The organism is Pseudoalteromonas phenolica, from assembly GCF_005886345.1.
Lineage (GTDB): Bacteria > Pseudomonadota > Gammaproteobacteria > Enterobacterales > Alteromonadaceae > Pseudoalteromonas > Pseudoalteromonas phenolica_A.
In genome coordinates this window covers 141,097-157,006 of the sequence record NZ_PNEC01000009.1, presented here as the reverse complement: position 1 = coordinate 157,006, position 15,910 = coordinate 141,097, and the positions used below count along the sequence as shown (strand labels likewise).

The following is a 15,910-nucleotide window of genomic DNA, read 5'->3' as shown; positions in this document are numbered from 1 at the left end:
CACTTATCTTGAACTAATAAATTAGGATGATTTTAATACATAACAACATGATTTTAAAGCCATTTAATAGAGTGAAAACCTTACTCTACAGCCTCTCTATCCTGTATTTTGCAATATAGTATACTGTGTACATCATTATAGCCAACCTTTTTGCTTAGCTATTCGGGCTGCATCAACCCGATTTGTTGCATTTAACTTAGCAATGGCTTCTGATAAATAATTTCTGATCGTGCCTTCACTCAAGAAAAGTTTGCCCGCTATCTCAGCAGTTTTTAACCCTTCACCCGCTAAACGCAGAGCCTTACGTTCTTTTTCTGTTAATGGATCACTGTCTTCAAGTGCACTCATTGCCAGCTCAGGATCTATCACTTTTTGTCCTTGCATGACCTTCTTTAAGGTATTTACCAAGTAATCGCTGGGCGCTTCTTTTAATACAAAACCTTTAACACCCATTGTCATCGCGCGACGAATATAGCCCGCTCTTGAAAATGTCGTCATGATCACTACTTTGCTTTTTGGGTACTTGGCTATCACCTGCTCGGCTAACTCTAAACCTGTCATGTTCGGCATTTCAATATCAGTGAGCACAATATCAACATCATGACTTTCAAGCGCTTTTAGCCCCTCTAGACCATCTTGAGCCTGAGCCACCACTTCAATATGTATATCAAGTCCTAATAACGCACTGATCGCACCGCGAACTAGGCCCTGATCTTCGACAATCAATACTTTTATCATGCTACAAGTTCCTTGAATTGAATGTTTATGGCCATACCAGAGTCTGTACTTATGTGACACTTACCTTGCAAGGCAAGCGCTCTGTCTTTTATACCCTCGACTCCATTTCCTGACTGATATTTTTTAACAACACCATCATCTTGAATATCTAAGTTAACAGACCCTCTTTGGGTACTAAGCTGCAACTTAACATACTTTCCTTTGCTATGACGGATAATATTGGTGACAGCCTCTTTAAAAATAAAGCATAGGTTTGATTCTTGCTCAGCACTTAATAATACTTTCTCAATTGATTGCTCTACAATAAAACCTGAATCTTGCAAGCGCTTTACTAATACATCTAACTGCGCATACAAGCCCACTTGCTTCAAACCCGATACTGCTTGACGTACTTCACTCAACAACGAGCGTGCTAATTGCGCCACTTGCGCCGACTCTTGTGAAGCTTGTTCATTTGCTCCGGCTGTCGTGAGCTTACTAGCAAGCTCAGCTTTAAGCGCAATTGATGACAGTGAATGGCCGAGTAAATCATGTAAGTCTCGCGCAATGCGCTCTCTCTCAGCAATCGCCCCCAACTGCTCAATTTGTTGTTGGTCTTTTACTTGTTGATCACGATAAAGCCGCTCTCTTTGCTCCATCATGCCAAAAATAAATAAACCAATACTGACAATTGCTGCTGGAGAGACAAAATACAGCGACTTCACTGGCACAAATAAAAATGCACTAATAATAATAACCACCAGCAATGCCGCCATCATCATAAAACTTTGCTTTCGGCGATAATTAAAACCACAGAAAAAGCCAATAAAGCCAAATAGAGAGTGAGTGCCATAGGTCACATAAGTACCTAAGCAACAGAGTAAAGCCATAGCAGCCAAGCTAGGTGTTACCGACTCACCTTTCTTGTACAAAGCAATACCATATAGAAACACAAAAAACGCATAGATAGCTAGCTGCGCAGTAATATCGCCCACAGATAACGACTGCCAATTAGTCAGTAGAGGAAAAAAGAAAAAACTTGAAAAAAACAGTGGTCCCCAATTCCAAAATTGCTTGTTGGGGTGGGCTAATGCCATATTATGGGGTTTGTTAAGCATGTTCATTCCAGTTCCGGGTCAGTCTGTTATTGGGTTAGTGCTCGAAGACATAATAGGCACATATAATTGCATAGACTAACTGCTATTCATAATTTGTTTAGTGACAAGTGTCATCAATGATAGACTCAAAAAAAAGACAACACGACACGCTCATGCGCTCAGAAAAATCTGCTCTTATTCAACTCCATACTGCCGTATTGCTGTTCGGTGGTACTGCGCTATTTTCTAAACTCATTGCCTTATCAGCGCTTGATATTACAGTATACCGTACAGCCATCGCCTTTATTGCCCTAGTTTGCTTGCTCAAATTTCAAGGCAAAGCCATTGCTCTAAATCACAAAAAAGATTACGGCATCGCCATAATTCTGGGCATTGTGGTTGGTTTACACTGGGTGACTTATTTTGCTGGTATGCAATTAGCAGGCATCGCAACTGGCATTATCGCTTTCTTTACTTATCCTGTAATCACAGTATTTTTAGAACCTTTTTTCAGTAAACAGAAACTTAAAAGTAAAGACATTATTAGTGCAGTGACGGTTTTATTCGGAATTTACTTATTAGTGCCAGAAGCTAACCTGGGTAATGACGTTACATTAGGGATAGTCACAGGCATTTTCTCAGGGTTGTTATTTGCGTTAAGAAATTTGCTGCAAAAGCAGTACTTCTCATCTTATGGCGGCCCGCAGACTATGCTTTATCAAACTATTGTGGCTAGTTTAATGCTGTGTGCTTTCGTTGATGTTGGGCCGACAGACTTACCCGAGCAAGATATTTGGTTGCTGCTATTAGCAGGTATTATTTTTACCGCGGCGCCGCATGCACTATTTGCAAGCAGTTTAAGATTTTTATCTGCAACAACAGCAGGGTTAATTTCTTGTTTACAACCCTTGTACGGGACCGTATTGGCTTTTATGCTATTGTCAGAACAGCCAAATATGATGACCTTAATCGGTGGCTTGCTGGTCGTCAGTGCAGCCTGTTTTGAAACTTGGTCAATCACAAGGAAAAAAGCCTAATGCAGATCTTTGCGCACCGAGGTGCAAGCGGTAACTACCCTGAAAATACAGCCTCTGCCATTAATGCTGCTTTGCAAGCCCAAGTGGATGGCATAGAACTCGACGTACAAAGTTGCGCCGATAACTTTGTGATCATTCACGATTCTTGGTTAGACCGAACAACCAATGGCAATGGCCGCGTGGTTGATACACCATTTTCAGAAATCGCAAGACTCGATGCTGGAAATGGTCAACACGTCCTAAATTTACAGCAAGTGCTCGAGCTGATTGGCTCACAAACTCAAATCAACCTAGAACTCAAACACACCTTTGGTTTAGATAAATTGGTTCAAATCCTCGAACAAAATGTGGCTGAGGGCATTATAGAGCGTGAACAGCTTTTGCTTTCCTCGTTTGATCACCACCAGCTAAAATGGCTTAAGCAGAATCTGCCCTGGGTTAAAATAGGCGCATTAACTGCCTCTATCCCGCTTAACTACGCCTACTTTGCAGAAAACCTACATGCCTACAGTGTGCATTTAGATAAGAACTTTATTAATCATGAGTTTGTGGCAGATGCCAAGCAAAGAGGCCTAAAGGTAATGGCCTATACGGTCGATAAACAACAAGAAATAGAAGAAATGCAGAACTTAGGCGTAGATGGTATTTTTAGTAATTACCCCTGCTACGCAAAAATGATTTTGTCGTAATAATGCAAGAAACCCCATGAAAATTAAAAGAAAATGACAACTTACGAGCCAAAATATGAGTCTATACATGAGTTTATATAATCAAATTGAGCAGAGTTTCTTTTTTACACTCTCCAGAAAAATATTCGGTAACTTAAGCTTTTTATTTGCTTTCCAGCTCATCACTTTATTTTGGCTGTATGCAGAATTAACTGAAGACAAACAAGGAACAGGTTTATTTTGGTTAATGGCACTTGGCGCTATTGGCGGGTTTATCTTCACATTATTTTATATGCGTTTTCTTATCGTGCGTCCAATCAAGGCAATGCGCGATACGTTAGAACAAATAAATAGAGATGATGGCAATCTAGAGGCTGAGCTACCGCAATTTACCTACGATGAATTCCGTGAAGTCAGTGAGCAATATAATCACTTTACCAGTCGCTTAAGTGAACTGCTCAACACCACCTATCATAGTGCTGAAGTCGCTGCTAACTCTAACCAAGAAGTCACTCGCTCCATGCAGCAAACCTCTGAGTTAGGTGCGCAACAAATTTCGAGCAGTGACTCTATCATTGCCGCCAGCGACCAAGTGACCCATAGCTTGCAAAGTATTGTGGGCAATACCGATCATGTATATCAAGCCAATACCGAAAGCCTACACTTTGTGCGTGGTTCATCACAGTCTTTGTCTACCTTAGTAGGTGAAATTCAGCACATCACGCAATTACTTGGTAATTTCGCCAATACTGTCGCAGGGCTAAAAGAGAACAGCGACAATATACGCAGCATCCTGAAGATGGTTGAAGAGTTTTCGGACCAAACTAATTTGCTGGCGCTGAATGCTGCAATTGAAGCTGCACGTGCTGGTGAAGCTGGTCGAGGTTTTGCGGTGGTTGCCGATGAAGTTAGAAATCTATCAGTTAAGGTAAACGATGCGACGCGTCAGATCAGTGACTTCATCAACCAAATGGATGTGTTAGTCGGAGAGACACATCAAGAGTCACAACAGTTGATTAGTCATTCAAGCTCGGCTGAGAAAGCCATCAGTGAGACGTCGGGAGGGTTTGCTAGCATGTGTAGTGACTTTGAGCATAACCAAACACAGCTCGAAGCCATCGTCGGTGAAGTACATCAACTTGAAACGACGCAAAACCACACCCATCAAACGGTACTCAATATTGTTGAACTTGCACAACAAGCAAAACAGCAAATTGATGCGGCTTCGGAGCAGTGTCAGCAAGCTCAAAAGCTTACTCAAACGACGCAAAACGAATTACGCCGCTTTGTGAGATAATTAAAGTCAGATGTCACATGATTTAGGCACGTGTGACATCGAAGGCTATCACCTCTTTAATTGACGGCTTGCCCGTCGCTAGCATCACTAACCTGTCAATGCCTAGCGCTACACCCGAACATTGTGGCAAACCATGTGCGAGCGCTGCTAAAAAGCGCTCATCTGCAGCCACTTTTGGTAAACCCATTTGCACTCGAAGCTGGTTATCTTCGTCAAAACGCGCTGCTTGCTCTTTGCTATCAGTGAGTTCATTAAAGCCATTGGCCAATTCCATACCTTTAAAATACAACTCAAAGCGCCCTGCTACGCGAGTGTCGTCAGGATTTAATTGCGCCAATGCCGCTTGTGAGGCGGGAAAGTGATATACAAAACAAGGCGCTTCAATGCCTATCATTGGCTCGACTTCCATACAGAAAAGCAATTGTAACAGCGTGTCTTTGTGGGTTTCGTTTGCGGCAATATCACCATAGCCTTTTTCTGTTACGAGTCGCTGTAGCTCGCTCAGTGTTGCTTCAAGTGGGTCTAGACCTAATACATCTATAAAGACTTGTTGATAACTCACAGAGGTGGCTTTTTTGCAGTTCAATATAAGCTGCATCAGCGCATCAATTTCGTTCATTAAATCAAATTCATCAAACCCCGGGCGATACCATTCCAACATAGTGAACTCAGGGTTGTGATGACGACCCGACTCTTCATTACGAAATGCTTTGGCTAATTGATAAATGGCGCCACTGCCTGCAGCAAGTAAGCGTTTCATAGCAAACTCAGGAGAGGTTTGCATGTACAAGGGCAGCCCTTCGGCATTGCCAGGGCCCACAAACTCTGTCGCAAAGGTCGCTAAATGAACATCTGTCACACTGGCAGCTGATAAGCTTGGCGTTTCAACTTCCATTACATCACGCTCAGCAAAAAACTTACGAATTTTCGCGATAATTACCGCACGCTGTTTGAGTGTTTGAATATCCGCACTCGGTGCCCAGTTGTTCTCAGACATACTATCTAACTCTTTTATAAATATATTCTAACCATAAAAAATCCCAGCCTAAGCTGGGATTTTTTGGTCTTAGAAATAACTACAAATTACTTCACACGACCTACGTATTCACCGCTACGCGTATCTACTTTCACTACTTCACCAATTTGAACGAATAGTGGCACACGTACTACAGCACCTGTAGTGAGTGTAGCAGGCTTACCACCAGTACCCGCTGTGTCACCTTTCAGACCAGGGTCAGTATCTGTGATCTCTAGTTCTACGAAGTTTGGTGGTGTTACCGCGATTGGGTTACCGTTCCAAAGTGTAATTGTACATACGTCGTTTTCAACTAACCATTTTACGTTGTCGCCCATTGCTTTTTCGTCAGCCGCGATCTGCTCAAATGTATCGTTGTTCATGAAATGCCAAAACTCACCGTCTGTGTATAGGTAAGCTAGTTCAGTTTCCATTACGTCAGCACCTTCTACTGAATCACCAGACTTAAATGTCTTCTCAAGTACTTTACCTGAGATCAATTTACGGATCTTAACGCGGTTGAACGCTTGGCCTTTACCCGGCTTAACCATTTCATTTTCTAAGATGGTGCACGGCTCGCCATCGATCATAATTTTTAGGCCGCCCTTGAACTCGTTGGTGCTATAATTCGCCATCGGTATCCTCTAATCTTCTTTTATCGAGTAATAAACCCGCTAATGATACAAACAAATGAAGTAAATTTGCATAGTAACTGGCAAAAAGAATTGGCAAATGTGGTCACTTGCCCAAAAACTTTAGTAAAAATGCTGGGCATCGACAGCTATTTCAATGAAAAAGACCTCGAAGCGCGTCGTTTATTCCCGATGCGTGTGCCACTGCCATTTATAAAGAAGATGCGTTTTGGCGATCCGAATGACCCATTATTACTGCAAGTGCTACCTCAGCACCAAGAATTTATTACTCAAATCGGCTACAACAAAGACCCACTCGAAGAACAACAAAGTGCCATACCGGGTTTATTGCATAAATATCACTCTCGTGTGCTGGTAATGTTTAAAACCGGCTGTGCAGTGAACTGTCGATATTGTTTTAGACGCCACTTTCCGTATCAAGATAACCAAGTAAATAAGCAGGCTTTACTTAAAGTCATTGAGTACTTAAAAAATCACACGCATGTGAATGAAGTCATTTTAAGTGGCGGTGATCCTTTAATGGCCAAAGACAATGCCATTAGTTGGTTTTTAGAACAATTAGAGCAACTGCCACAAATTAAACGCCTGCGTATTCATAGCCGTTTACCTGTGGTGATCCCTGCACGTATTACGTCTGAGTTATGCGAGCGCTTTAAAGCGAGCCCGCTCAAAATCATATTTGTGAATCATATTAATCACGGCAATGAAATTGACGATGACTTTGAACGCGCTATGCAAATGCTCAAACAAGTGAATGTCACGCTTCTAAATCAAGCGGTTTTGTTAAAAGGGATTAATGACACTGTAGAAGCGCAAGTCGAACTGAGCGAACGACTATTTGAAGCGGATATATTACCTTACTATCTGCATTTGTTAGATAAAGTAGAAGGTGCCAGTCATTTTGATATGTCTGAAGAAGCTGCGCTTACTTTGATGGCGGGTATGCTGGCTGAGCTACCTGGCTTTTTGGTACCCAAGTTAGTAAGAGAAATCGGTGGCAAAACAAGTAAGACACCGATTGATTTACAGCTGCGCTAATATCAAAAAATACGATTAAACGTACACGTTAATATTATTGCCTAAAGTTGCTGTGGTTGATTTTGCAGGACTTTGCGCAGCAGCGCTCGACCCTGCGGCTTCAATCAAAGCAAGCGCAGCTTTACCATCTGCTTGCTGTTGCGACTTGGCAAGTTTAGCGCTGTATACTTCGCCACTCTCGCCCGCACCAGACATAGCAGGTAGGTTACTTCCGGAAATATTCATAAGCATATACCTGACTTTTTAGTTGAATCCTCGTAAACTATCGGCCAATTTAGCAACACCTTTAGGAAAAACATGCAAGCTGTTATTGAAAAACTCAATGAAAATTTAAAAGTCGTTTACCGTCAAGCACTTGATGCTGATAAAAAATTAGACGAATTACAACAGCAAGGTCATGGAAAATTCACATCGCTATTTGGCAAAGAAGCAGGCTTTGGCTTTGAAGCTAAACGTTTCAAGCCTTATGTACTCGATGTGGCAGGCGATGTAGAGTCGTTAAGCAATATGGAACAGCTAGACGAGCAAAAATTAAAAAATGCCGTGCTAAAACTTCAGCATTTATTACAATTGCTTGCCACCTTTAAATAGCGGCTGCTCGGGGCCTGCCTAGGCCCCACAATTTCTTACAGTTTCTCTTATCCAATCAAGTTAAAAACTTGTTACTATCTGTACATTAACCGCATAGTTAAGGATAAAGTATGAAGCACTCGCTTATTGCACTGGCACTACTAACCAGCAGCCTGCCCTGTCTTGCCAACACACTAGATCAACAAGTTCAGACCTTATTAGATACACAACAATACACCAAAGCGGTGCAATTACTGACTTCGCAGCACTCGCCATTAAGTACAGAACAACAGCTGTTACACATTAAAGCGTTAGCACGCACACCCGATAAAATCGAAGAGGCTGAAACACTCTCCGAAACGCTGCTAGAGTCACAGCCTAATCATGCCAAACTGCACAGAATTAGCGCCTCTATCAAGTTTATGCTGGCACAACAAAGTAGCATTTTCTCTGCGCCAGGCTATGCCAAAGAGGGATTGGCTTTATTAAAAAAAGCCAGAGAGCTGGATAAAAATGATGACGATACTTTAGCAAGCCTCATCAGCTTTTATGCCAATGCCCCTGGACTTGTCGGTGGGGATGAAGACGAAGCCGTTAAACTCGCAAAAGCGTGGTACGCGCGTGCACCACTCGATGGTGGGTTAATGTTAGTACAAGCATTAACAAAACAAGGTGAAGATAAGCAGGCCGAGCAGTTACGTGACGAATTAAGAAAACAGTACCCAAATGATCACCGAATCTTGGCTGAACGCGCAAAACAAGCAGCAGAAGCAGAACAGTTTTCTGAGGCGGTGAGTCTTATCCAAAAGGCCATAGCACAAGCGCCAGAAGATAAATATAAACTCGAGTACCAATATCAGCTAGGTCGTCTGAGCGCCATTCATAAAGTTGAAAGCCAAGCAGGCATTAAAGCCTTAGAAGCCTATACCCAATATTACGCGCGGTCTGATAGCAGCTGGTTAATTTGGGCAAAGGCACGTTTAGCGAGAATTTACTTAAACGACAAACAAGCTAAGCTGGCTCAACCTTTATTAAATGACATCGCCAACAACTTAGATAGAGATGATGACCTCAAAGGCGAACTAAAAAAACTCAAAAAGATGCTATAAATTATGGCGCTGTTTTAATCGCCCTAATTGAAGTAGAAAAGGCCGAAGAATTCGGCCTTTTTAGTCACAAAACTATTTACTACTGTTTTACCTTTTCTTATTCGCACCTACACGGGGTTTGGTATTTGCCTTTTTAAACTGGTTAAACCCGGTATGACGCGTCAGTGCAGGTCTGCCACCCTTATTAACTAGCCCTTGTTTACCTTGAGCTTTACCGCCCTTTTGCTGTGCTTTTTCTTGACGTGTTTCGGCCGGAACCAAACACTGGGGTCCATTACCGATGAGTTTCGCCTTACCCATTTTACGTAAGGCTTCGCGGATCATCGGCCACCCAGCAGGATCATGGTAACGCAGTATCGCTTTATGTAAGCGACGCTGCCTCGCGCCTTTAGGTACGCTCACCACTTCTTTGTTGTTTTTAATATTACGCAACGAGTTCATCTCAGTATGATAAATCGTCGTCGCGTTCGCCATTGGAGATGGATAGAAGTTTTGTACTTGGTCGAGTTTAAAGTCATGGGCTTTTAGCCACAGTGCCATGTTCACCATATCTTCGTCAGTCGTGCCCGGGTGAGCCGAAATAAAATACGGGATCAAATACTGCTTTTTACCCGCTTCTTTGGAGTACTTATCAAAAAGCTCTTTAAACTTGTCATATGCCCCCATGCCGGGTTTCATCATTTTTGACAGTGGGCCCGATTCGGTGTGCTCTGGAGCTATTTTTAAATACCCACCTACATGGTGTGATACTAACTCTTTCACATAGCGTGGATCTTCAATGGCTAAGTCATAACGTACACCTGACGCAATGAGGATTTTTTTGATGCCTTTTACATTACGTGCTTTTCGATACAGGTTTATCGTTGGTGTGTGATCGGTATCCATATGCTTACAAATATCAGGGAATACGCAGGATAAACGCCGACAGGTGCTCTCAGCCTTTTTGCTCTTACAGCGCAGCTTGTACATATTTGCTGTTGGGCCACCTAAATCTGAGATAACGCCGGTAAAGCCCGGGACTTTGTCGCGAATTTGTTCGATTTCATCTAAAATCGACTCTTCTGAACGGCTTTGAATAATTCGTCCTTCATGCTCTGTAATAGAGCAGAAGCTACAACCACCAAAACAGCCTCGCATGATGTTTACTGAAGTTTTGATCATGTCGTAGGCAGGGATCTTTTCATTGCCATATTTAGGATGAGGCACACGCTGGTATGGCAAACCAAACACCATATCCATTTCTTCAGTTTCTAAAGGAAACGCAGGAGGGTTTACCCACACATAACGGTCGCCATGGCGCTGGTATAGTGCACGAGCACAACCTGGGTTGGTTTCTTGGTGCAAAATACGTGATGCATGAGCGTAAAGTGGCTTATTCACGCTTACTTGCTCAAAAGCAGGCAGCTTTACGTAGGCTTTTTCCCATGGTTTTAATTTAGGTGGTTGAACTACGATAGGCTTAGCTACTTCGGCTTTTAAGTCTATGCCTGCTTTGGCAAACTCAGATTTACTACAGCCTACATCATCGGCACCGTACGGGTTTGGAATTGGGTCTATCTTACCTACTTTATCGATGGCTGTTGAATCACTACCGCGCCATCCATCTAACGGCTCTTTACGGATAACTGCAGTGCCGCGAATATTCTGGATCTGGCTAATGTCATCACCAGCAGCAATACGATGAGCCACTTCAACTAACGGTCGCTCAGCATTACCGTAAATGAGTATGTCAGCCTTAGCATCAAAGATAATGCTGCGACGCACTTTTTCTTGCCAATAATCGTAGTGAGCAATACGACGTAAGCTGGCTTCAATACCACCAATTACCAGAGGTACATCTTTATAAGCTTCGCGACAGCGTTGACTATATACCACAACCGCCCTATCTGGACGTTTACCACCGACATTACCCGGCGTGTAAGCATCATCGTGACGCATACGCTTTTCGGCGGTGTAACGGTTGATCATCGAATCCATATTGCCAGCGGTTACACCAAAGAATAAATTCGGTTTGCCCAGTGACATAAAGGCATCTTTATTTGACCAATCAGGCTGCGCAATAATGCCGACTCTAAAACCTTGTGCTTCAAGCACACGACCAATGACGGCCATGCCGAAACTTGGGTGATCTACATACGCATCACCGGTTACTAACACAATGTCACAGCTATCCCAGCCTAGTTCATCCATCTCTTGTCGAGTTGTCGGAAGAAAAGGTGCATTGCCATAACATTCCGCCCAATATTTGGGATAGGAAAACAGTGCTCGTTCCGCTTTTAACGCGTTCATGTAAATTGCCCCAATAGAAAAAAGGCGCAGATTATACCGCATATCGCATCGTGCTGGAATCTGAAACGGCCAATGTAAGTGTGCTTGGTTTTCGTTTGACTGCTAGAGTATTGAAAATAGGAAAGATATTAAGAACAAATTTTAGACAAAAAAATGCCACCTTGCGGTGGCATTACACACGGGATTATTTCTACTTTTAGATAGAAATGCTTTACTTCCAACTTCTCATTTTATGGCCTTTTTGGGCATAGAAGAGGATAAATAGATAACATGGTAATAATACCAGATATGCTGTTTGGCTAGATGCAGCTGTTGCTTCAGAACCTTTAACTAAACCTAGGAAAAGTGGACCAAAAGCACCACCAGCGATACCCATAACTAATAAACCAGAAGCTACACTAGTTAGCTTGCCAAGTCCAGACAAAGCTAGTGGCCAAATTGCCGGCCACATGATCGCATTAGCTAAACCACACAATGCTAAGAAGAATACCGCAACTGGCATTTCACCAAACGTAGGGACGTTTAAAGTCGCCGCACTATCTACAAATGCAATACCCAGCGTTAGAGCTAAGCCCAAAATGCCTGAGATTGTTAAAGCTGTTTGTTGCGAAATGACACGTGGGATTAAAATAATACCTAGTACATAACCTGTTACCATAAATGCCATGGTATAAGAGGTCATCACACTATAGTTAGCAACACCCATTGACAGTGCAAATGAACCAACCGTATCACCCGCAATAACTTCAGCCGCTACGTATAAGAATAATGCAACAACACCTAGCGCTAAGTTAGGATGCGCTAAAGCTTCTCTCACTGTACCAGTAGACTTATCATTGTCATCTTCCTCTTCAATTTCAGGAAGTGGCGCAAATTTGATACCTACAGCAAATAAACCAATGAATACTGCAAGACCTAAGTATGGCATGACTAAGTTACCAGCCATGGCATCTTTTTCTACTTGTGTAAGAGGGCCAGTTGCAGCAGCTTCATTGAAGCCACCTAATACAAGCGCAGTGAACGCTAGAGGTGCAATAACACCTGCAAATTTATTAAGAATACCCATGATACTGACACGCGCCGCTGCCGACTCTTCAGGGCCTAAACGCACTACGTAAGGGTTAACTGCGGTTTGTAGAATGGTTTGCGCGATACCCATAGTAAACTGCGCTACTAGGAACAACGCAAATACCTGAGTTTTAGCTGCAGGGATATATAACAGAGCCGTTACCATCATCATACCGATACTAATGGCCATACCGTTTTTGTATCCCACTTTCTTAACAAACTTCGCCGATGGGATAGCAGTAAATGTCACTGCAATATAAAAAGAGAATAAGATTAGAGACGCCTGAATAGGGCTCAAATCAAAAAGTTGCTGCAGATACGGCATTAATGAACCATTTAACCAGGTAACAAAACCTAGAATAAAGAACATCGCCGCAACGATAGCCAAAGGAATGGCATTGCTTTTAGTCGTCGTTGAATTTGACACAGTTGCTTCCATAAACTTCTACTCGTTGTGTGATTTTAATTATGTCAGATTGGCACAATGCCATAAAATCTTTTCAGCTTTTTACATCATGTAAACAAAAATGACAGCGCTGACATTTAACTTTACGTTAAAATTTGTTCTATTACTAGCCTTACCAGAGATTAAAAAAGGGCCTTTTAAGCCCTTTTTTCAATCCTGCTGATAAGTTTCAGTCTTTACTAAAGTGTTAACTGCGTAACACGGCTAAACTTTTTGCCGTTTAATGTTGTGCGCAATTGCACCGAATTTTTACCACTTACAGAAACAGGTGAGGTGTACTCAGACCAAGATTGGCCGCCATCTGTGCTGTATTGAATCACCAAATGTGGGAACGCTGAGTTAGCCACTAGCTGACCATTTACTACTTTTGCGCCAGGTACTGGTAAATTAACATTCACACCATCACGCTCAAGTTTAGCAAGCTCTTTCACACTCAATGCAGCAGCATAAGTGTGCCAGTCTTTAGCAAATGCCTTTGGTTCAATCTTACTGCCTTCCCAGCTTGCTTTGTGCCAAGCACGCTCAGCAACAGCAAGAATACGCGGGAATACCATGCGGAGAACTTGATCTTCAGTACGGATAGTTTCACTCCATACCTGACCTTGAATACCTAGAATATTTTCTGGTTTTTCAAGTTTCGGTAGCTCACGACCTACTAATGCTTCTAAATTAACAATTGGCTCACGGCTTCGGGTATAGTCGGCATTAGCATAGACATCATCTGGCATATAGCTAAATGTTTTCTTCGTGTCTGTATAACGCGTCGCCCAGTAGTAGCCGCGTTCTTCAGGGTGTGCTTCATAAGGGTGGTCGAAGTACAAGTGCGTACCATGAGATAAAATAACCTGATAGCCATTGCTTGCTAGACGGTGTGCTCTATCTGCAACGCCCCACTCCCAGATGTTATCCCATACGTTGGCAGTAAATACCTCATTAGGAAATTCATCACGCTTGAACGGGTTAATTTTATCGTACATTAACCCATCTTCCCACGCACCTGGTGCAATGCCACGTTTGGCAAACATAGTCGCGACACGCTGAGTGAAATAAGGTTTTAAATCATTTGGACCCGCTACACCGTTATTCGGATCAGCAAACATCGCCTGACACGCCGGAGAACCAACCCAAGAGCCTGCACCAACTTCGTCACCACCAAAGTGAAGATTAGTTAAACGCGTACCCGCTTCGCGATACATGTTTTGCAGTTCGTAAGTAACTTTTTCAATGAACGCATAAGTCGAATCCATACACGCATTCATTGAATTGTCTGTGTAGTTTTGAACCGTTAAGTACTGAGAAGTATCTTTAGGATCAGATAATAGATACGCTTTAGCCTCTTCAGGTTTGCCTTCTGCAATTAAGCGATCATAGCGTGCTTCCATCGCGATGATTGAAGCGCGTGCGTGACCCGGACCTTCAATTTCAGGAATGATGTCAATATGGCGCGCTTTAGCAAACTTTAATAACTCAACGAAGTCCTCACGGCTTAAATAACCATTGCCTGTGCCCGACTTAAATGGGCCAGTACCTAGCTGAGTTAGTAAACAGCTGCGTTCTTCTAAATCGAAACAACGATAACCGCCAATGTCTGTTAGCTCTGGCAACCCAGGGATCTCTAAGCGCCAGCCCTCATCTTCAGAGAAGTGCCAGTGGAACTTATTCATTTTATAACGACCCATCTGTTCAACCATTTTGAACAGCGCATCTTTACCATGATAGTTACGGCCATTATCGTAATGCATACCACGCCAAGCGAAACGCGGCGTATCTTCTATCTCTACGTTAGGCACTGAGACTGTATTTTTTGCATCTGCAGAAATTAGCGCTAAGAAGCTTTGAATACCGTAAAATACACCCGCATTGTCGCTACCTGTGATAACCACTTTGTCATCATCAATTTCTAGGTGATAACTCTCAGAAGCCACTTTACCATCGACTTTTAGTGCATCATTCACTTTCAAGAAGATAGTCGGCGTTTTGCCTGCTGAAATATGATCGGCTTCAGCTTTAAGGGCCAACCCATAGTCAGCAAGATCTTCTTGGAAAACGGCCACTTCTGACTTTAATCGCCCTGCGAAACGAATTTGCCAATTGCTATCAAGCTCTGCAGTACCGCGGTTGAAATCAACCGAATGAGGCTTTGGAATAATACGTTTTAGTGCATCTTCTTTGCTTACTTCAATATTGCTTTGATTACGCTCAAAACGTAGCGCTGGAGTGGCAAGCTTTGTCTGATCTTTTGGCTCGTTGTAACGATAAAGCTGATTATCACGTTCAAATGGCGCAATAAATGTAGTTAGGTCTTCGGTGTCAGTATTAGCAAAAATTGCTGGTTTTTGTTTGTTACTGACTAAGAAAGCACGTGGCATAAAGTCAGAGTAAGAAGCCACCCAAGCCCCCGCTTCAAACTCAACAGCTAAACTTTCTCCAGCCTTTAGGCCTTTAAACTCGTTTGTTGGTACAAATCGGTGTAAGTCACCATTGATGTGTTCAATAGCAATACCTTGCGTATTAACCTTTGAAATTTTACGCACCGAATGCACGTAAATTTGCCAATCACTTTTGCCTTTTGGCAAAGCAACCGATGAATTGTTTTGTAAACGCATAGAGCCGATAAAGCTGGCTGCACCGTTATGAAAGTTGTCTTCAACTGCAAAAGTCAATTCTGTACCTTTTGCGAAATTATCTACTTGTTGTTGAGATAAACCAGCTTGAGCAAATAATGGCATTGCAGCCATAATACCCGCTAGAGCAAATTTCTTGTTTATCATTTTAGCTCCTTGGTAAACGTTAATTGAGATCGACTTAACCTTGTTAGTTAGCTTAGGACGACCGAGGTCGAACTGCACGTTTCACAAATGAAAACTGTAAAACCAAACAAAATTA

At 42.6% G+C, this 15,910-nt stretch carries 14 protein-coding genes; 6 read left to right on the top strand and 8 right to left on the bottom strand.

All coding sequences use genetic code 11. The annotated features are described in order from the left end of the window. Positions 1-135 precede the first annotated feature (135 nt). Entirely contained in the window at positions 136-738 is a 603-nt protein-coding gene (locus CWB72_RS05270; protein ID WP_130255517.1) for a response regulator transcription factor, read from the bottom strand. Then, entirely contained in the window at positions 735-1,835 is a 1,101-nt protein-coding gene (locus CWB72_RS05265) for a sensor histidine kinase (protein WP_171037224.1), read from the bottom strand. The genes CWB72_RS05270 and CWB72_RS05265 overlap by 4 nt, the downstream gene beginning before the upstream one ends. A gap of 152 nt (positions 1,836-1,987) precedes the next feature. Here CWB72_RS05265 and CWB72_RS05260 point away from each other — a divergent pair, with 152 nt between their 5' ends. The 3 genes from CWB72_RS05260 to CWB72_RS05250 all read left to right on the top strand — a co-directional run bounded on the left by CWB72_RS05260 (position 1,988) and on the right by CWB72_RS05250 (position 4,816). Continuing rightward, positions 1,988-2,851 (top strand): DMT family transporter, encoded by an 864-nt coding sequence (locus tag CWB72_RS05260; RefSeq protein WP_138629832.1) that lies wholly within the window; start codon positions 1,988-1,990, stop codon positions 2,849-2,851. Further along, the gene (locus tag CWB72_RS05255; RefSeq protein ID WP_138629705.1) at positions 2,851-3,540 is read left to right on the top strand and encodes a glycerophosphodiester phosphodiesterase; all 690 of its coding nucleotides are present in this window, start codon (positions 2,851-2,853) and stop codon (positions 3,538-3,540) included. The genes CWB72_RS05260 and CWB72_RS05255 overlap by 1 nt, the downstream gene beginning before the upstream one ends. Before the next feature lie 67 nt (positions 3,541-3,607). Then, positions 3,608-4,816: a methyl-accepting chemotaxis protein gene (locus CWB72_RS05250; RefSeq protein ID WP_138629703.1), complete on the top strand. Its 1,209-nt coding sequence runs from the start codon at positions 3,608-3,610 to the stop codon at positions 4,814-4,816. Positions 4,817-4,838: 22 nt separating this feature from the next. On the opposite strand, the gene epmA is transcribed toward CWB72_RS05250, so the two are convergent. Both epmA and efp read right to left on the bottom strand, forming a co-directional pair. Continuing rightward, the gene (epmA, locus tag CWB72_RS05245; protein WP_138629701.1) at positions 4,839-5,813 is read right to left on the bottom strand and encodes an elongation factor P--(R)-beta-lysine ligase; all 975 of its coding nucleotides are present in this window, start codon (positions 5,811-5,813) and stop codon (positions 4,839-4,841) included. Positions 5,814-5,899: 86 nt separating this feature from the next. Continuing rightward, entirely contained in the window at positions 5,900-6,466 is a 567-nt protein-coding gene (gene efp, locus CWB72_RS05240; protein ID WP_058028675.1) for an elongation factor P, read from the bottom strand. 42 nt (positions 6,467-6,508) lie between these two features. On the opposite strand from efp, the gene epmB reads away from it, so the two are divergent. Next, positions 6,509-7,522, top strand: coding sequence for an EF-P beta-lysylation protein EpmB (gene epmB / locus CWB72_RS05235; protein WP_138629699.1), 1,014 nt, complete (start codon positions 6,509-6,511; stop codon positions 7,520-7,522). A 15-nt stretch (positions 7,523-7,537) separates the two neighbouring features. Here the strand turns inward: epmB and CWB72_RS05230 are convergent, their stop codons facing one another. Continuing rightward, positions 7,538-7,747 carry a hypothetical protein gene (locus CWB72_RS05230; RefSeq protein WP_058028673.1) on the bottom strand — a complete coding sequence of 70 codons (210 nt, stop codon included), beginning with the start codon at positions 7,745-7,747 and terminating at the stop codon, positions 7,538-7,540. Between the two features lie 72 nt (positions 7,748-7,819). On the opposite strand from CWB72_RS05230, the gene CWB72_RS05225 reads away from it, so the two are divergent. Next, on the top strand, positions 7,820-8,113 hold the full coding sequence (locus CWB72_RS05225) for a prephenate dehydrogenase (protein WP_130255523.1): 294 nt from the start codon (positions 7,820-7,822) through the stop codon (positions 8,111-8,113). A gap of 110 nt (positions 8,114-8,223) precedes the next feature. Continuing rightward, positions 8,224-9,201, top strand: a complete 978-nt coding sequence (locus tag CWB72_RS05220) for a tetratricopeptide repeat protein (protein WP_138629697.1) — start codon at positions 8,224-8,226, stop codon at positions 9,199-9,201. A gap of 87 nt (positions 9,202-9,288) precedes the next feature. Here CWB72_RS05220 and CWB72_RS05215 read toward each other — a convergent pair whose 3' ends face one another. The 3 genes from CWB72_RS05215 to CWB72_RS05205 all read right to left on the bottom strand — a co-directional run bounded on the left by CWB72_RS05215 (position 9,289) and on the right by CWB72_RS05205 (position 15,795). Then, positions 9,289-11,490 carry a YgiQ family radical SAM protein gene (locus tag CWB72_RS05215; protein ID WP_138629695.1) on the bottom strand — a complete coding sequence of 734 codons (2,202 nt, stop codon included), beginning with the start codon at positions 11,488-11,490 and terminating at the stop codon, positions 9,289-9,291. 211 nt (positions 11,491-11,701) lie between these two features. Beyond that, on the bottom strand, positions 11,702-12,997 hold the full coding sequence (gene nagP, locus CWB72_RS05210; protein ID WP_252371496.1) for an N-acetylglucosamine MFS transporter NagP: 1,296 nt from the start codon (positions 12,995-12,997) through the stop codon (positions 11,702-11,704). Between the two features lie 206 nt (positions 12,998-13,203). Further along, positions 13,204-15,795 (bottom strand): family 20 glycosylhydrolase, encoded by a 2,592-nt coding sequence (locus tag CWB72_RS05205; RefSeq protein ID WP_138629693.1) that lies wholly within the window; start codon positions 15,793-15,795, stop codon positions 13,204-13,206. Positions 15,796-15,910: the final 115 nt, after the last annotated feature.

Excerpts from the sequence above, each read along its gene's own strand:
- CWB72_RS05260 (WP_138629832.1), top strand. The coding sequence starts at position 1,988 with ATGCGCTCAGAAAAATCTGCTCTTATTCAACTCCATACTGCCGTATTG.
- CWB72_RS05230 (WP_058028673.1), bottom strand. The coding sequence starts at position 7,747 with ATGAATATTTCCGGAAGTAACCTACCTGCTATGTCTGGTGCGGGCGAG.
- nagP (WP_252371496.1), bottom strand. The coding sequence starts at position 12,997 with ATGGAAGCAACTGTGTCAAATTCAACGACGACTAAAAGCAATGCCATT.
- epmA (WP_138629701.1), bottom strand. The coding sequence starts at position 5,813 with ATGTCTGAGAACAACTGGGCACCGAGTGCGGATATTCAAACACTCAAA.
- epmB (WP_138629699.1), top strand. The coding sequence starts at position 6,509 with ATGATACAAACAAATGAAGTAAATTTGCATAGTAACTGGCAAAAAGAA.
- CWB72_RS05255 (WP_138629705.1), top strand. The coding sequence starts at position 2,851 with ATGCAGATCTTTGCGCACCGAGGTGCAAGCGGTAACTACCCTGAAAAT.
- CWB72_RS05250 (WP_138629703.1), top strand. The coding sequence starts at position 3,608 with ATGAGTTTATATAATCAAATTGAGCAGAGTTTCTTTTTTACACTCTCC.
- CWB72_RS05270 (WP_130255517.1), bottom strand. The coding sequence starts at position 738 with ATGATAAAAGTATTGATTGTCGAAGATCAGGGCCTAGTTCGCGGTGCG.
- CWB72_RS05220 (WP_138629697.1), top strand. The coding sequence starts at position 8,224 with ATGAAGCACTCGCTTATTGCACTGGCACTACTAACCAGCAGCCTGCCC.
- CWB72_RS05215 (WP_138629695.1), bottom strand. The coding sequence starts at position 11,490 with ATGAACGCGTTAAAAGCGGAACGAGCACTGTTTTCCTATCCCAAATAT.
- CWB72_RS05225 (WP_130255523.1), top strand. The coding sequence starts at position 7,820 with ATGCAAGCTGTTATTGAAAAACTCAATGAAAATTTAAAAGTCGTTTAC.
- efp (WP_058028675.1), bottom strand. The coding sequence starts at position 6,466 with ATGGCGAATTATAGCACCAACGAGTTCAAGGGCGGCCTAAAAATTATG.
- CWB72_RS05205 (WP_138629693.1), bottom strand. The coding sequence starts at position 15,795 with ATGATAAACAAGAAATTTGCTCTAGCGGGTATTATGGCTGCAATGCCA.
- CWB72_RS05265 (WP_171037224.1), bottom strand. The coding sequence starts at position 1,835 with ATGCTTAACAAACCCCATAATATGGCATTAGCCCACCCCAACAAGCAA.